Source organism: Pseudomonas sp. NEEL19 (assembly GCF_028751975.1).
Lineage (GTDB): Bacteria > Pseudomonadota > Gammaproteobacteria > Pseudomonadales > Pseudomonadaceae > Aquipseudomonas > Aquipseudomonas juntendi.
In genome coordinates, this window is the sequence record NZ_CP081491.1 from 1,723,671 (window position 1) to 1,739,243 (window position 15,573).

The following is a 15,573-nucleotide window of genomic DNA, read 5'->3' on the forward strand; positions in this document are numbered from 1 at the left end:
GCTCGTACGGTCACTTGGGTTGCGAGAGGTGTTCTGCCATCCCTTGCAGGGGGCTGTGCTGTATGGGTTCGCGCCGATCCTTGGGAAGCTGCAGGCACTCCCCATTGCAGGCCTGCGGGTGGCGTGCTACGGCAGCATGCCTTTCCACTTCCGCTCTTTGCGACCACTGGCAGCCTGCTTTGAAACCAGTTTACTGAGCCTTTCTATCGATGACGTCATGGCTTGGAAGCCTCAAGTCATCGTGGTTGCCGATGGTTGGTCGGTGGAATTCTGGCGTGATTACTGCGATGCGCACGGGGTGTTGTTGGTTGGCATGCGCCATGGCTCGGTTACCCGCTACGGTTTTGCCGAACCGCAGTATCGCTGTGCCGACTACATGTGTGGCAGCGTCTGGGATATCGAAGACACGCTGCTGTCCAATGTTCGCCCCCGTCATGGTTTCCTGCTGACGGGCAACGCCTGGGTCGACCAGGTCTTCCGCCTGGCCCCAAGGGCGCATGCCCAAGGTGAGCCCACCATCCTTTTCGCACCGACTTATAACCCGGAGATCAGCGCTGCGGTCTACTTTGGCGACCGCGTGGTGCCTTTGATCCGTTCGGTGTACCCGCGCGCGAAGATCATTATCAAGCCTCACCCCGCTATTGTTCAGCACGAGCACAGCTTTGTCGTCGACAAGGCGCTGTTCCGCAACCTCATGGGTACCTGGCGTGAACAGGCCGCAGCCGACCCCTTGGTGAGCCTGGTAGATGATCCCGAAGCCAGTATCGCTGACAGCTTTGCCGAGGCCGACATTCTTGTCGCCGACAGGTCGTCCCTGCTGTTCGAATTCATGGTGTTGGACCGCCCGATCCTGTTGTATTCCAGCGAAAAGCGAGTGGGCCATTGGCAGTACAACCCTGACGCGCCTGGCAACGCCTGGCGTGATATCGGCATGGAGTTCGCAGACGATACAGCGTTTCTCGAGCTGCTCAGCGATGCCCATCATTGCCATGCAGAGAATTGCCGCGCCGCTCAGCGCGAGCGGGTCCGGCATTTGTACGGCGACTTCCAGGACGGCCGCTCGGTAGAGCGGGTTGCGGCTGCCATTGCCACGGTCCCGCGGTTGCATGTGATTGTGGACGGTCGGCTCGGCCTACGTCCCGAGGTGGTAGAAGCGCTGGATGACCGCTTGGCGTTCAAACGCATCTCCGTGCTCCAGGGGGACGACAAGGGGGCTGCAACTGCATGGTTGGCGCAGCGCTGGGCGGATGCCCAGCAGGATCTGGGCTTCATGCTCGTGGACGGGGAGGCCGCTTACATTCCTGGTAGCGCCCATCAGGTCAGTGATGGCCTTGCGGCATTGGCCAGTGGTGAATGCGAGGCGCTGGTGTTGAGCGAACCGCAGGCTTTGCCGGCGCCGATGGCCAGTGCAGATAAGCAACAATGGATCAAGCAGCGCTTGCAAGCGGCGTTGGCACAGCGCCAAGGTCGTCAGGCATGGCAGTTGCTGCCGGCGCATGTCATGCACAGAGCGCTTGGGCAATTGCCCGATTGCGTGGATGACGAGGTGTTCTCGGTCCTCTGGCAGACATTGGGGGCACATGGTGTCCACCGTGCGTGGCAAAGTGAACTGCTCAATGTGGTGCTGGGGCCTTCGCTTATTCGCGTGGTGGGTGCGCGGCAAGCGCAGTATTTGGCAGGCCCGCAGGCTTCGCTGCAGCTTCAGCCTGCCGTGCTCGGGCACGCACGTCAGCCAACCGGCGTGGAGGTGCTCCTGTGTTGTGCGGCCGGGCAACAGTACGATGTCTTCCCTTTTACCACCGAGCTTTGGATCAACGGCCACCTGCAGTGTGAACTGCATTTCAGCGATACGCGTGCCCAGCGAGTGCTCTTGCCATACCGGCCAGACGAGCAGGGTACCACCACGGTTGAGCTGCGCAGCGCTGGTTCATTCCCGGGCATGCCCGGGCTTGCTGGCCCTTTGTCATTGTATCTGGCATTCGTCGATCCGCAGCCTGTCACAGGCCCATCGCAAGCCCATATCCATCAGATTTTCTATTCCGAAGAAACTCGAGCGATGCTCGAGCCTGGGTTTACTCCTTTCGACAATACCGGGCAGCGTCCCGATTGGGCCGAATACTGGCCGATGCGTACACTGCTGCTCGATAAGCAGCTGGACGAGAACGCGTTCTACGGCGTGTTGTCGCCAAGGTTCAAGCAGAAAACCGGCCTGAATGCCCAGCAGGTGCTTGAGTTTTGTAGCTCGGCACCTGCAGAAGCCGATGTGCTGCTGTTTCCGATGTTCTTCGATGAAAGTGCCCTGTACGAGAATGTCTTCATTCAGGGGCTTATCTATCACCCGAATATCTGGCCAGCATTTGTCGAGATGGCCCGTAGGCTTGCACCAGGCGTCGATATCGAAACTCTGGTAATGGATGCCCGGCACTCCCAGTTCTGCAACTATTTCATTGCTAAGCCGCGCTTCTGGCGCCACTGGCTAAGCCAGGCCGAAAGCATTTTCCAGGCCGCCGAGCAGGCACGCGATGCCCGGTCGCCGTCGCCCTACGGCGCTGCCTTGAATGCGCCAACCTATCATCGCGGCACTGCTGGCTACGAGAGCAAGGTCTTCGTAATGGAGCGCTTGTTGCCGTTGATTCTGGCCACGCAGGGCCAGTGGAAGGTACACGCCTATGATCATTTGAAATTGCCGGTGATGCGCCACCCAATCAATGCCGACTTCATTGAACTCAACGAGCTGAAAGTGCGGATGCGCAGCGCTGACAGCCCAGAGCTGCGTGCGGCCTATGTACAAATGCGCGACCAGATCCTGCGGCAGAAGGCTCTTGAGAAGAACCCGGAGGGTGCAGGCCTGGTAAGGCCAGTTGCAGAGACGATTCGCATCGCCATGGCGCAATACCCGCGTCTGCCAGTGCCGACCGATGTCAGCACATGGCTAGCCGAGCGTGTTCCCAGTTCCGCCCAACAACGCCTGATAAAGGCGCGCCTTGAGGATAAAGTCGCCCCCCTTATCGGTGTAGTGGTGATCGATCGTGCCGGAGATGCTGATGCACTGGCGGCAACGTTGGAGAGCTTCACGCCCGATCGTCATCTTTATGCTGATGTGAAGATCGTCGTGTTACGCCCGGGTGAGCCCCAGGAGCCGACTGCGGCCGAGGGAAAACTGCGCTTCATGCAGCTTGAGGATGATCAATTGCCTGTCATCCAGCGGGCAGTAGCCGAGGCCGGCTGCAACTGGTTCATGCTGGTTGAGGCCGGTACCACCTTTACTGCCAGTGGCTTGTTGATCGCTGCCCTCGATCTGCTCGACACACAAGGGCTTCGCGCTGTATATGGCGATGAGGTGGTGCAAGGGGACGGCGACGAGCTTGGTCTCGCGCTGCGCCCGGACCTAAATTTGGACATGCTCTTGAGCCTGCCGGCGGTGTTTGCGAGCCACTGGCTGTACAACAGCGACGCATGGCTGGCAGCCGGTGGTTTCCGCAGCGATGCAGGCCAGGCTTATGAGCTGGATTACATCCTGCGACTGATCGAAGACAAAGGTTTGGAGGGCTTGGGGCATATCAGCGAGCCTCTGCTGGTGCGTCGGCCACCTTTGCTGCAGAACTGTGCGGATACCCAGCGGGCTGTCGGCCGGCATCTGCAGGCGCGGGGTTATACGCAAGCGCGGGTTGACTCGCGGCTGCCTGGCCAACTGGATGTGCATTACGGCGCCGAGCAAGCGCTGGTCAGTATTCTACTGTCCACCCAGGGTGGTTTTGCCCGGGCGCGACGCTGCATGGAAAGCATACTCGAAAAAACGCTTTACCCGGCCTTCGAAGTGCTGTTACTGGATCACGGTAACGACGAGCCAAGTTTGCAGACCTGGCTGGCGGGTGTCGAAGGCCTTGGAACGCAGACCGTTCGGGTGCTGCGGCTGCCCCATGGGCTGTCGTTGGCCCAGGCGCGCAACCAGGCTGCATTGAGCGCGCGTGGCGAATATTTGCTCTGGCTGGATGCCGGGGTCGCGGTGCTGGAAGACGATTGGCTGCGTCGGTTGGTCAACCACGCGTTCCGCCAAGAAGTGGGGGCTGTGGGGGCCAAGCTGGTCGGTGCAGACTTCACCGTTCGCCAAGGCGGGCTGATTCTTGGTCTCAACGGCCCGGTGGGCCAGATTTTCATGGGTCAGCCGTTGCATGCCGGTGGCTATATGCAGCGGTTGCAGGTGGACCAGAACGCCGCTGCGGTCAGTGGTAAATGCCTGATGATCCGCAAAAGCAGATTCCTCGACGAAGGTGGGTTCGATGCGCGCGCCGAGTTGGCTCCTTGGGCCGATGTCGACCTGTGCCTGCGCCTCCAGGCCTCGGGATACCTCAATGTGTGGGCGCCCAGCGTTGCTTTGCTCATCAGCGATGCAGATGAGCCGATGGCCACTGCAGAGCAGGAGGAGGCCATGTACGACCGCTGGCTGCCAGTGCTGGCCCGCGACCCGGGGTACAACACCAATTTCTCCCTGAGCGCTGGCGAGGACTTTTCCATCGCCCCGGCCAACCTGAACTGGAACCCGCTGTCGTCCTGGTCGCCCATTCCGACCGTCCTGGCCGAAGTGCACCATGATCAGCACGCTGCTCAGCCTCGCTGCGCGGAGTCTCTGGCGGTGCTAGGCCGTGCTGGGCTTATCCGGAGCGTCCCAGTGGACACGCCGTTGTCACTCGCAGAACTGGAACGCTTGGCGCCGGACAGTATCGTGCTTCAGGCTCCGGTCAATCAGGAGCAGGCAGACCGCATGCGTCGCCTCCGGCTGTTGTCGAGAGCATTCAAGGTCATCGACCTGGATGACTGTCTGCGTCCAAGCGAGACCAACTGGCAGTGCGCACTGTCTCACGCCGACCGCCTGGTGGTTTCCAGCGAAGCTCTGGCGCAGGCATTTGGGTCGCTGCATGAGCGTATCGTCATGCTGCCTAACCGGCTCGACCCATTGGCCTGGGGGGGGGTGGCCAGCCATCGCGGTGCCGCTGAAAAGCCAAGGGTCGGCTGGTCTGTTGTTGGCAGCACTGTCGAAGACCTGCAATTGATAGCCCCAATGGTTCAGGCATTGGCGGGTGATTTGCACTGGATCTTCATCGGTGCATGCCCGCAAGCACTCCGCCCCTACGTGCATGAATACCATGCCGTCTCGCCGGGGGCGGACTACCCTGCGCAGTTGGCCGGGTTGAGCCTGGATCTTGCGTTGTTGCCGCTGCTGGATAACCGTGTCAACGCCTGTAAGAGCAATTTGCTGCTGCTGCAGTATGGCGCTTGTGGTATCCCAGTCGTCTGCAGCGATGTGCTGCTCGACAGCGCTGGGCTACCCGTGACGCGGGTGAAGAACAGTGAAGCGGCCTGGCGTGAGGCTGTCGGCGCGTACTTGGCCGACCCTGTAGCCTCTGCGCAAGTGGGGGATTTGCTGCGAGCCACTGTTCAGCGCGACTGGATGCTGGACGGCGAGAGCCTGCAGCGCTGGCGTGAGGCCTGGTTGCCCGATTGATCCACGGGCTTTAGCGCGCTGGAGAATGAGTTGGCCCGCCCTGCAAGGGGGTGGGCCTGACCAGCCGCTGGGCGGTGTCGCGTTGACTCATTTATTCCAACGGTGACTTGGCAGTCGAAACGTGCATCTCTAATCTATTGAGCCAGCGAGAAGCTGCAACAGCGTCCAGTGCTTGTCCCTGGGCGGTAGCTTCTATGCCGCACATTTTTGCCATTTCCATCGGGAAGCCACAATGATTGGCATTAAAAGCATCGCCAGTTACGTACCTGTCGAAGGTGTCGACAACTACGCTCAGGGCGCGAAATTCGGCAAAGACCAGGATTTCATCTTCGGTAAGATTGGTTCGACCTTCTTGCCGCGCAAGGCCGACGGCCAGGAAACTTCAGACCTGTGCGTCGAGGCTGCAAAAAATTTGTTCGCCATCAACCCAGCGCTTGACCCAGCTTCGATCGATGCCGTGATCGTGGTGACCCAGAACGGTGACGCTGAGGGCTTGCCGCACACCGCTGCAATCGTCCAGCACAAGCTTGGCTTGCCGACACATGTTGCGGCCTTCGATATCTCTCTCGGATGCTCGGGTTACGTCTATGGCATCTATGCACTGAAAGGCTTCATGGAGGCTGCTGGTCTGAAGAACGGCTTGCTCATTACTGCCGATCCGTACTCCAAAATCGTCGATCCCGAGGATCGCAATACCACCATGCTGTTCGGTGATGCCGCCACGGCAACCTGGATGGGCGAAGATGCCTACTGGCAACTGGGCAAAGCGCTGTTCGGCAGTGATGGCGCGGGTGCCGAGCACCTGCGTACCACTGATGGCAAGTTTTTCATGAACGGCCGACAAGTCTACAACTTTGCACTGATCAAGGTGCCTGCCCACCTGCACCAATTGCTCGAGGCCAATCACCTGCAGGCCGGCGATATCGATCTGTATTGCTTGCATCAGGGTAGTGCGGCGATTGTCGACGCCGTGTCGCACCGGTTCAACGAGGGTGCGCAGCGCGAATGTTTCGTCAAGGACATGGTCGAGACGGGCAATACGGTATCGTCGAGTATCCCACTTCTACTTGAAAAGCATGTGATCGGCTCACAGCACAAACGTGTGGCGTTGAGCGGTTTTGGTGTGGGGTTGTCCTGGGGTTCGGCCATTCTTGAACGTCGTGGCTGAGCCTATGTGCTTAAGGAAACGCCGCCGCATTCCGGCGGCGTTTTTGTGTGCGCCAGGCGAGACGGGGTGCGTCCAGTGCGACTCAGTTGCCCTCGGCGTGGCCTGAATTCAGGCCTGCCTGGCGGCGCTTGAATAATGGCGCCAAATCATTGATTTCAATGGGCTGGCAGGATGCCAGCAATTTTTTTTGAAAAACCGCTAAAGAAACGCGCTCTGACGAAGATAACTATTACGAAGGTTCTCTGTGCCACACCCGGCGAATTGCCAAGGCCGGAAGCCGTAGTACCCAATCCAACGAGGAATTCGTCATGGCTTTGACTGTTAACACCAACACCACCTCTCTGGGCATTCAGAAAAACCTGAATCGTGCTTCCGACGCGCTGAGCACCTCGATGACCCGTCTGTCCTCCGGTCTGAAAATCAACAGTGCCAAAGACGACGCCGCCGGCCTGCAGATCGCTACCCGCATGACCTCGCAGATCCGTGGCCAGACCATGGCGATCAAAAATGCCAACGACGGTATCTCCATCGCCCAGACCGCTGAAGGCGCGATGCAAGAGCAGACCAACATCCTGCAGCGTATGCGTGAACTGGCCGTTCAGTCTCGAAACGACTCGAACAGCGAGGAAGACCGTAATGCGCTGAACAAAGAGTTCGCGGCCATGTCCGACGAACTGACCCGTATCGCCAACAGCACCCAGCTCAACGGCAAAAACCTGCTGGACGGTACCGCTGGCACCATGACCTTCCAGGTAGGCTCCAACACTGGTACTTCGAACCAGATCACCATCACTCTGGCTTCGGGCTTCGATGCTGCCACCCTGAGCGTAGGTTCGGGTACCATCGCCATCAGCGGTACTTCGGCTAACATCGAAGCTAACTTCAGCGCTGCGGTGACCGCCATTGACGCCGCCCTGCAGAGCATCAACAGCTCGCGTGCCGACCTGGGTGCCGCTCAGAACCGTCTGACCAGCACCATCAACAACCTGCAGAACATCAACGAAAACGCCGAAGCTGCTCGTGGCCGTGTACAGGATACCGACTTCGCCGCAGAAACCGCCCAGTTGACCAAGCAGCAAACTCTGCAGCAGGCCTCCACTTCGGTTCTGGCCCAGGCCAACCAGCTGCCATCGGCAGTACTGAAACTGCTGGGTTAATCTTTCCGGTAGTGTTCGGCGGAGCGGCGCGATTCACGTGCTTCTCCGCTTTTTCATTACGAGGTGCTGGCAATGGATATGAGCGTCAAGTTGAATCTGTCGTACCCGGCCGTTCGCCCGGTGGAGCAGGTTGCAGATCGGTCGGCGTTCCGGTCCGTCGAAGCGACTCTGAAGGGCGACGATATCGAACCTAACGGAATCAAGCCTGCGACTGATGTCGAAAAGGTCAAAAGCGCAGTTTCTGAAATTGAAAAATTCATGACGTCGACCCGACGTAATCTGGAGTTCTCCATGGATGAAGAATCCGGCAAAATCGTGGTCAAGGTCATTGCAAGTGAAACAGGTGAAGTCATTCGTCAATTGCCTTCCGAGGAGGCCTTGCGAATTGCCAGCAGCCTGAGTGATGTCAATAGTCTTCTGTTCGATGCCAAGGTCTGACTGGCCACTGGCGTCGAAGTGGTGAGGGTCGGATCCGCAGGAGTGGCTCTGACGTAAAGTAGAGGGAAAAGAGCATGGCAACGATTACGCCTAGTACGGGCCTGGGTTCTGGTCTGAACATCACCGAGATCGTAACCGCCCTTGTGCAGGCAGACACGGCCGCCAAGCAGGCGCAGATTACTCGGCAGACGAGCAACAACACTGCTTACATCTCTGGGGTTGGCGCGCTGCGTAGTGCCCTCACTGCCTTCACCACGGCCATGAGCAAGCTCAATGACAAGACCGCGCCGTCCTTTAACGCTTACGCGGCTACCTCAGCCAGTGAAACCGTGGTCAAGGCTACCGCCAGCAACACAGCAGTAGCCGGTACTTATAACGTAGAGGTGAAGAACCTCGCCACCAGTTCAAAGGTGGCAAGCCAGTCATTTAGCGGAGGAGCGAGCACCGCCATTCCCGCTGGTGAATTGAGCATCAGCCAGAACGGCAAGACCTACAAGCTTACAGTAGGTGATGGTGCGACACTGCAGACGGTGCGTGACCAGATCAACAAAGAGTTGGGGGGCGACGGCCTGTCGGCGAACATTGTCTCTGGCAAGGATGGTGCGCGTCTGGTACTTGGCTCGACAACAACCGGGGCGGGGAGTGATATTTCTGTCAGCGGTATTGCTGAGTTGGAAATTGATGGCACCCAATCGATGGCGGACAATGGCGCGGGTTACATCGACTCGGTCGCCAAAGACGCGTTGATCAAGATTGATGGCCTGGAGGTTTCCAGTGCATCGAATACAGTCAAGGATGCCGTCAGTGGCCTTACGCTCGAGCTGACCGGCAAAAGTGCTGAGAACGTGACCACTCGCGTGACGGTTGCCGGCAACAATGACGGCCTGAAGACCTCTGTTCAAAGCTTCGTTGACGCTTATAACACCCTGCAGAAAGCCATCACTTCGCTCACCAGCACCAGTCAAGATGAGGATGGCAATACCATTCTGGGGTCTTTGACCAATGACCCGACCACTCGCTCCCTGCTGGCGGACATCCGGGGCGTGCTGTCTGAGGTTGGTAGCGGCGACCGTTTGACCACGCTGGGGCAGTTGGGTATCAACACTCAAAAAGACGGTACCCTGGAGTTCAACAGCACCAAGTTTACTGCTGCTCTGAACGATAAGAAGCTTGGCCCTGAGATCCAGGAGTTGTTCACCGGTACCGATGGTGTCTTCGAGCGGATGAAGAAAGCTATCGATCCCTATAATGCCACGGATGGTAGCCTAGCCAGTCGTAAATCCAGCCTGGACAAGATTGCCAAAAACCTAGGCGACCAACAAGCCGCCTTGGACCGTCGCACAGAGTCCTTGACTGAATCGCTGACCAAGAAATACGTCGCCCTCGACACCGCCCTGGGCAAGATGAAAGCCCAGGCCGACCAGATCACCTCGATCTTCGAGGCGATCAACGCCCAGGCCAAGAAGTCCTGACCGCCTGAGTCTGCCAAAAGCCCGGCGGCGTCCTGTGGATGCCCGGGCTTTTCGCTTTTCCGCTAAAGTTTTTTGACGGCCCGGCGATACACAGGATACAAGCAATCTTTTTCGCTGCAACGAGGTAGATCCATGAACCCGATGTTGGCCCTTCGGCAATACCAGAAAGTCAATGGCGTGGCGCAGACTTCCGTCGCCAGCCCACATCGATTGGTACAAATGCTGATGCAAGGTGGGCTCGATCGCCTAGCGCAAGCCAAGGGCGCCATAGCGCGCAAGGATGTAGCCCAAAAAGGCATCCTCATTGGCAAGGCTATCGACATCATCGGCGGCCTGCGTGAAGGGCTGGATCTTGAAAACCATGCTGACACCCTGGCTGACCTGGATAACCTCTACACCTACATGAGCCGTCGCTTGATCGAGGCGAACGTGAAAAGTGATCCGGCGATCATCGATGAAGTGGCGCGTCTGCTGATTACCGTCAAGGAAGGCTGGGACGCGATCGGCGACGAGTCGACAGCTTCCTGAATCAGGAGAGAGACATGAGCGAGGTGATCGAACGTATCGAACACACCCGAGACGCCTTGCTGGCGGCGTTGGCGGATCGGGACTGGAGTGCGGTCGGCGAACTGGACCTCGAGTGCCGGTTGTGTGTTGATGATGTGCTTGCCGAGGCTCGTGAAAACGAGGCTCAGATACGGGGAAGCCTGGAGCAGCTACTGGCCGTTTACCGGCAGCTAATCGAGGTTGCAAGTGGCGAACGTCAATCCTTGGTTGAAGAAATGACGAAAATCCGTCAGGCGAAAAACGCCGCGAAGGTATACCATCTCTTCTCGTAACCACGGACGTTGCAAACAAACCGAGCGCCATTAATTTGACTGGCACAGGTTTTTTGACTTAACTAGTGGCTGTTTTCGAATTCCAGACGTCCGAACACTGACCATTCAGTCGGAATGATGTCGAGCACGCCCTGCAGGGCGCCGATATGACTAGGGAAGTTGCTATTGCATGTGGCGTGAAACCAAGATCCTGCTGATCGATGACGACAGCGCGCGCCGCCGCGACCTCGCGGTGGTGCTGAACTTTCTCGGCGAAGAAAACCTCGCGTGCGCCAGCCACGACTGGCAGCAGGCGGTGGAGCCTTTGGCCTCGAGCCGTGAAGTGCTGTGCGTGCTTATCGGCGCTGTAAACGCCCCCGGCAATGTGCTTGGGTTGCTTAAGACAGTGGCTGCATGGGATGAGTTCCTTCCAGTTTTGCTTTTAGGTGAAATTTCTTCCGCAGAGTTCCCGGAAGACCTTCGCCGCCGCGTGCTTTCCAACCTGGAAATGCCGCCCAGCTACAGCCAGTTGCTGGATTCGCTGCACCGTGCCCAGGTCTACCGCGAGATGTATGACCAAGCGCGTGAGCGCGGCCGCCAGCGTGAGCCCAACCTGTTCCGCAGCCTGGTGGGCACCAGCCGGGCCATCCAGCATGTGCGGCAGATGATGCAGCAGGTGGCCGATACCGACGCCAGTGTGCTGATCCTGGGTGAGTCGGGTACCGGCAAAGAGGTGGTCGCACGCAACCTGCACTACCACTCCAAGCGCCGCGAAGCGCCGTTCGTACCGGTCAACTGCGGCGCGATCCCCGCCGAGTTGCTGGAAAGCGAACTGTTCGGCCACGAGAAGGGCGCCTTCACCGGGGCGATCACCAGCCGTGCCGGGCGTTTCGAGCTGGCCAACGGCGGCACCCTGTTCCTCGACGAAATCGGCGACATGCCGTTGCCGATGCAGGTCAAGCTGCTGCGCGTGCTGCAGGAGCGCACCTTCGAGCGCGTGGGCAGCAACAAGACCCAGAGCATTGATGTGCGCATCATTGCCGCTACGCACAAGAACCTCGAGAACATGATCGAGGACGGCACCTTCCGCGAAGACCTGTACTACCGGCTGAACGTGTTCCCCATCGAGATGGCGCCGCTGCGCGAGCGGGTGGAAGACATTCCGCTGCTGATGAACGAGCTGATCTCGCGCATGGAGCACGAGAAACGCGGTTCCATCCGCTTCAATTCCGCCTCGATCATGTCGTTGTGCCGCCATGGCTGGCCGGGCAACGTTCGGGAGCTGGCCAACCTCGTTGAGCGCATGGCCATCATGCACCCTTACGGGGTGATCGGCGTTTCCGAGCTGCCGAAGAAATTCCGCTATGTCGATGATGAAGACGAGCAGATGGTCGATAGCCTGCGCACCGACCTGGAAGAGCGTGTGGCGATCAATGGCCATACGCCTAACTTCAGCAACCCGGCGATGCTCCCCCCTGAAGGCCTGGACCTCAAGGATTACCTGGGGAGCCTGGAGCAGGGGTTGATCCAGCAGGCACTGGACGATGCCAACGGGATAGTGGCACGCGCGGCTGAACGGCTGCGTATTCGCCGGACCACCTTGGTCGAGAAAATGCGCAAGTACGGCATGAGCCGCCAGGGCGGTGAGGAGCAGGCAGAGGATTGAAGCCTGGCGGTCGCCTGCAATGGCCTCTTCGCGGGCTTGCCCGCTCCCACAGGCCCAGCGCTGGATTCGAGCCATGCACTGAACCTGTGGGAGCGGGCAAGCCCGCGAAGAGGCCGGTACAGGTTGCAGCAAAACCCTATCCCCGGCACGGCTATTGCTACACCGCTGGCACCACACCGTTTTTATGACGGTCAGCCACGCGAGAGAGCACGATGCCCCAGGCCGCCAAACTATCCCGAGCCCCCGGTCAGCAGGGGCATACCCCGGTCGAGCAGGACAGCCGCCAGGGTATCGAGCACACCTTCGCCCTGTTCAATCAGGTGTCCAGCCAGCTGAGCCAGTCCTACAGCCTGCTCGAAGCCCGGGTCAGCGAGCTGAAGGGCGAACTGGCGGTAGTCAGCGCCCAGCGCATCGACGAACTGAGTGAAAAGGAACGCCTGGCCAACCGCCTGCAGAACCTGCTGGACCTGCTGCCTGGCGGGGTGATCGTGATCGATGGCCAAGGCCTTGTGCGTGAAGCCAACCCGGCCGCCTGCCAACTGCTCGGCGAACCGTTGCTCGGCCAGCTGTGGCGCCAGGTGATTGCCCGCAGCTTTGCACCGCGCAAGGACGACGGCCATGAAGTCTCGCTACGCGATGGCCGGCGCCTGTCCATCGCCACCCGTTCCCTGGACGCCGAGCCTGGCCAGTTGGTGCTGCTCAACGACCTGACTGAAACCCGACGTCTGCAGGACCAGTTGGCGCGCCATGAGCGCCTGTCGGCGCTGGGGCGCATGGTCGCCTCGCTGGCACATCAGATCCGTACCCCCTTGTCGGCAGCCATGCTCTACGCCAGCCATCTGGCCGACAGCGCGCACGCACTGGATGCCGAAACCCGCCAGCGCTTTGCCGCAACCCTGAAAGAGCGCCTGCACGAACTGGAACACCAGGTGCGCGACATGCTGGTATTCGCCCGTGGCGAGCTGCCGCTGGGCGATCGGCTCACCCCCAAGGCCCTGTTCCAGGCCTTGCAGCAGGCCGCCCAGGCCCATGTGCAGGGGCACGCCGTGCGCTGGCAGTGCGACAGCCATCTGGGTGAGCTGCTCTGCAATCGGGACACCCTGGTGGGGGCGTTGCTCAACCTGATCGAGAATGCCTTGCAGGCCAGCGAAGGCCCGGCGCAGTTGAAAGTGCACCTGTACCGCCGCCAGCGCACCCTGCACCTGTGCGTGAGTGATGCCGGCAGCGGCATCGACGCCAGCTTGTTGGCGCGCCTGGGTGAGCCGTTTCTGACCACCAAGGCCACCGGCACCGGCCTGGGGCTGGCGGTGGTCAAGGCGGTGGTGCGGGCGCACCAGGGCAGCCTGAGCCTGCGCTCCAAGGTCGGTCGCGGCACCTGTGTGCGGGTCGAGCTGCCGTTGATCGACGGGCAGTCGGCGGAGGGTGTGTAATGGCGATCAAGGTGCTGCTGGTCGAGGACGACCGCGTATTGCGCCAGGCCCTGGGTGACACGCTGGCAATCGGCGGCTTTGCCTACCAGGCAGTCGGAAGTGCCGAGGAAGCCCTGGAGGCCGTGCACGATGGCGCCTTCAGCCTGGTGGTGAGCGATGTGAACATGCCCGGCATGGATGGCCACCAGTTGCTCGCGCAGTTGCGCCGCCAGCAACCACAGTTGCCGGTGTTGTTGATGACCGCGCATGCAGCGGTCGAGCGTGCGGTGGAGGCCATGCGCCAAGGGGCTGCCGATTACCTGGTCAAACCGTTCGAGCCCAAGGCGCTGCTCAGCCTGGTCGAGCGGCATGCGGCCGGCCGGGTCACGGGCGAAGAGGGGCCGGTGGCCTGCGAGCCGGCTAGCCGCCAGCTTCTGGAACTGGCGGCGCGCGTGGCGCGCAGCGATTCCACCGTGCTGATTTCCGGTGAGTCTGGTACCGGCAAGGAAGTGCTGGCGCGCTACATTCACCAGCAATCCCCACGGGCGGCCCAGCCCTTTGTGGCGATCAACTGCGCGGCGATCCCCGACAACATGCTCGAAGCCACCTTGTTCGGGCACGAAAAGGGCGCCTTTACCGGTGCCATTGCCTCCCAGCCCGGCAAGTTCGAGCAGGCCGAGGGCGGCACCTTGCTGCTCGACGAAATTTCGGAAATGCCCATGGCACTGCAGGCCAAGCTGTTGCGGGTGCTGCAGGAGCGCGAGGTAGAGCGGGTAGGCGGGCGCAAGCCGGTCAGTCTCGATATTCGGGTATTGGCCACCACCAACCGCGACCTGGCTGGCGAGGTGGCCGCGGGGCGTTTCCGTGAAGACCTGTATTACCGGCTTTCGGTCTTCCCCCTGGCCTGGCGCCCGCTGCGCGAGCGCCCTGGCGACATTTTGCAACTGGCCGAGCGCCTGCTGGCGCGGCATGTGGCGAAGATGAAGCATGCCCCGGTGCGCTTGTCGGCGCAGGCACAGGCCTGTTTGCAAGGTTACGCCTGGCCGGGCAACGTCCGTGAACTGGACAACGCCCTGCAGCGGGCGCTGATTCTGCAGCAGGGCGGGGTGATCGAAGTGGCGGATTTCTGTCTGGCAGGCGCCATTCCCTTGTCAGATGGCAATGAGCCATTACCCGCGGTCGCCGCTGAAGCCAGCGGCCTGGGGGATGACATGCGCCGCCACGAGTACCAGATGATCATCGATACCCTGCGCGCCGAGCGTGGCCGCCGCAAGGAAGCCGCCGAACGGCTCGGCATCAGCCCGCGCACCCTGCGCTACAAACTGGCGCAGATGCGCGATGCCGGGTTTGACGTCGAGGCCAGCTTGTTCGGCTGACAGGCCCAGTTCGCACGCGCGACGCGGCCTGTGTGGGAGCGGGCGCGCCCGCGAAGAATCCAACGCGCTGCATGGCACCGGCTGCGCCGGTGTTCGCGGGCAAGCCCGCTCCCACAGGGGTGTGATGTTGCCTGAACGATAGAGGCTGGCACCTTTGTTGCTTTACGTAGGCTATTCGCTGCATGGGTGTCAAAAAAATGCGGCCGCAGGAGAGAGAAGGGTCATGAGCCAAGGTGTTGAATTCAATCGTCTGATGCTGGATATGCGCGCCATGCAGGCCGACGCCATGTCGCTGCCCAAGGTCACCGCTGCCCCCGAGCTGGCGCCAGGTCAAAGCACCTTTGCCGACATGCTCGGCCAGGCCATTGGCAAGGTGCATGAAACCCAGCAAGCCTCGACCCAGTTGGCCAACGCCTTCGAAATCGGCAAGAGCGGCGTCGACCTCACCGACGTGATGATCGCTTCGCAGAAGGCCAGCGTGTCGATGCAGGCCATGACCCAGGTACGCAACAAGCTAGTCCAGGCGTACCAGGACATCATGCAGATGCCGGTTTGAGGACGGATGT

The 15,573-nt window shown here is 60.3% G+C and carries 11 protein-coding genes; all 11 read left to right on the plus strand.

Translation table 11 applies throughout. From position 1 onward, the window contains the following. The first annotated feature begins 217 nt into the window (after positions 1–217). The 11 genes from K4A76_RS07895 (at position 218) to fliE (ending at position 15,563) form a co-directional block, all read left to right on the plus strand. Complete coding sequence (locus K4A76_RS07895) at positions 218–5,503, plus strand: glycosyltransferase (RefSeq protein WP_274411885.1); 5,286 nt, start codon at positions 218–220, stop codon at positions 5,501–5,503. 232 nt (positions 5,504–5,735) lie between these two features. Next, on the plus strand, positions 5,736–6,671 hold the full coding sequence (locus K4A76_RS07900) for a ketoacyl-ACP synthase III (RefSeq protein ID WP_054911393.1): 936 nt from the start codon (positions 5,736–5,738) through the stop codon (positions 6,669–6,671). Positions 6,672–6,979: 308 nt separating this feature from the next. Beyond that, a complete protein-coding gene (locus K4A76_RS07905; RefSeq protein WP_054911392.1) occupies positions 6,980–7,828 on the plus strand; it encodes a flagellin domain-containing protein in 849 nt (282 codons plus the stop codon). A 72-nt stretch (positions 7,829–7,900) separates the two neighbouring features. Continuing rightward, complete coding sequence (locus K4A76_RS07910) at positions 7,901–8,266, plus strand: flagellar protein FlaG (RefSeq protein WP_274411886.1); 366 nt, start codon at positions 7,901–7,903, stop codon at positions 8,264–8,266. A gap of 74 nt (positions 8,267–8,340) precedes the next feature. Next, on the plus strand, positions 8,341–9,738 hold the full coding sequence (gene fliD, locus K4A76_RS07915) for a flagellar filament capping protein FliD (protein ID WP_274411887.1): 1,398 nt from the start codon (positions 8,341–8,343) through the stop codon (positions 9,736–9,738). A gap of 132 nt (positions 9,739–9,870) precedes the next feature. After that, positions 9,871–10,266 (plus strand): flagellar export chaperone FliS, encoded by a 396-nt coding sequence (gene fliS, locus K4A76_RS07920; protein WP_054911389.1) that lies wholly within the window; start codon positions 9,871–9,873, stop codon positions 10,264–10,266. Positions 10,267–10,280: 14 nt separating this feature from the next. After that, positions 10,281–10,577: a flagellar protein FliT gene (gene fliT / locus K4A76_RS07925; RefSeq protein WP_054911388.1), complete on the plus strand. Its 297-nt coding sequence runs from the start codon at positions 10,281–10,283 to the stop codon at positions 10,575–10,577. Positions 10,578–10,746: 169 nt separating this feature from the next. Beyond that, on the plus strand, positions 10,747–12,222 hold the full coding sequence (fleQ, locus tag K4A76_RS07930) for a transcriptional regulator FleQ (protein WP_054911387.1): 1,476 nt from the start codon (positions 10,747–10,749) through the stop codon (positions 12,220–12,222). Between the two features lie 212 nt (positions 12,223–12,434). Continuing rightward, positions 12,435–13,652, plus strand: a complete 1,218-nt coding sequence (locus K4A76_RS07935) for a sensor histidine kinase (RefSeq protein WP_274411888.1) — start codon at positions 12,435–12,437, stop codon at positions 13,650–13,652. Beyond that, on the plus strand, positions 13,652–15,007 hold the full coding sequence (locus K4A76_RS07940; protein ID WP_274411889.1) for a sigma-54-dependent transcriptional regulator: 1,356 nt from the start codon (positions 13,652–13,654) through the stop codon (positions 15,005–15,007). The genes K4A76_RS07935 and K4A76_RS07940 overlap by 1 nt, the downstream gene beginning before the upstream one ends. 223 nt (positions 15,008–15,230) lie before the next feature. Beyond that, on the plus strand, positions 15,231–15,563 hold the full coding sequence (fliE, locus tag K4A76_RS07945) for a flagellar hook-basal body complex protein FliE (protein WP_003254438.1): 333 nt from the start codon (positions 15,231–15,233) through the stop codon (positions 15,561–15,563). Positions 15,564–15,573: the final 10 nt, after the last annotated feature.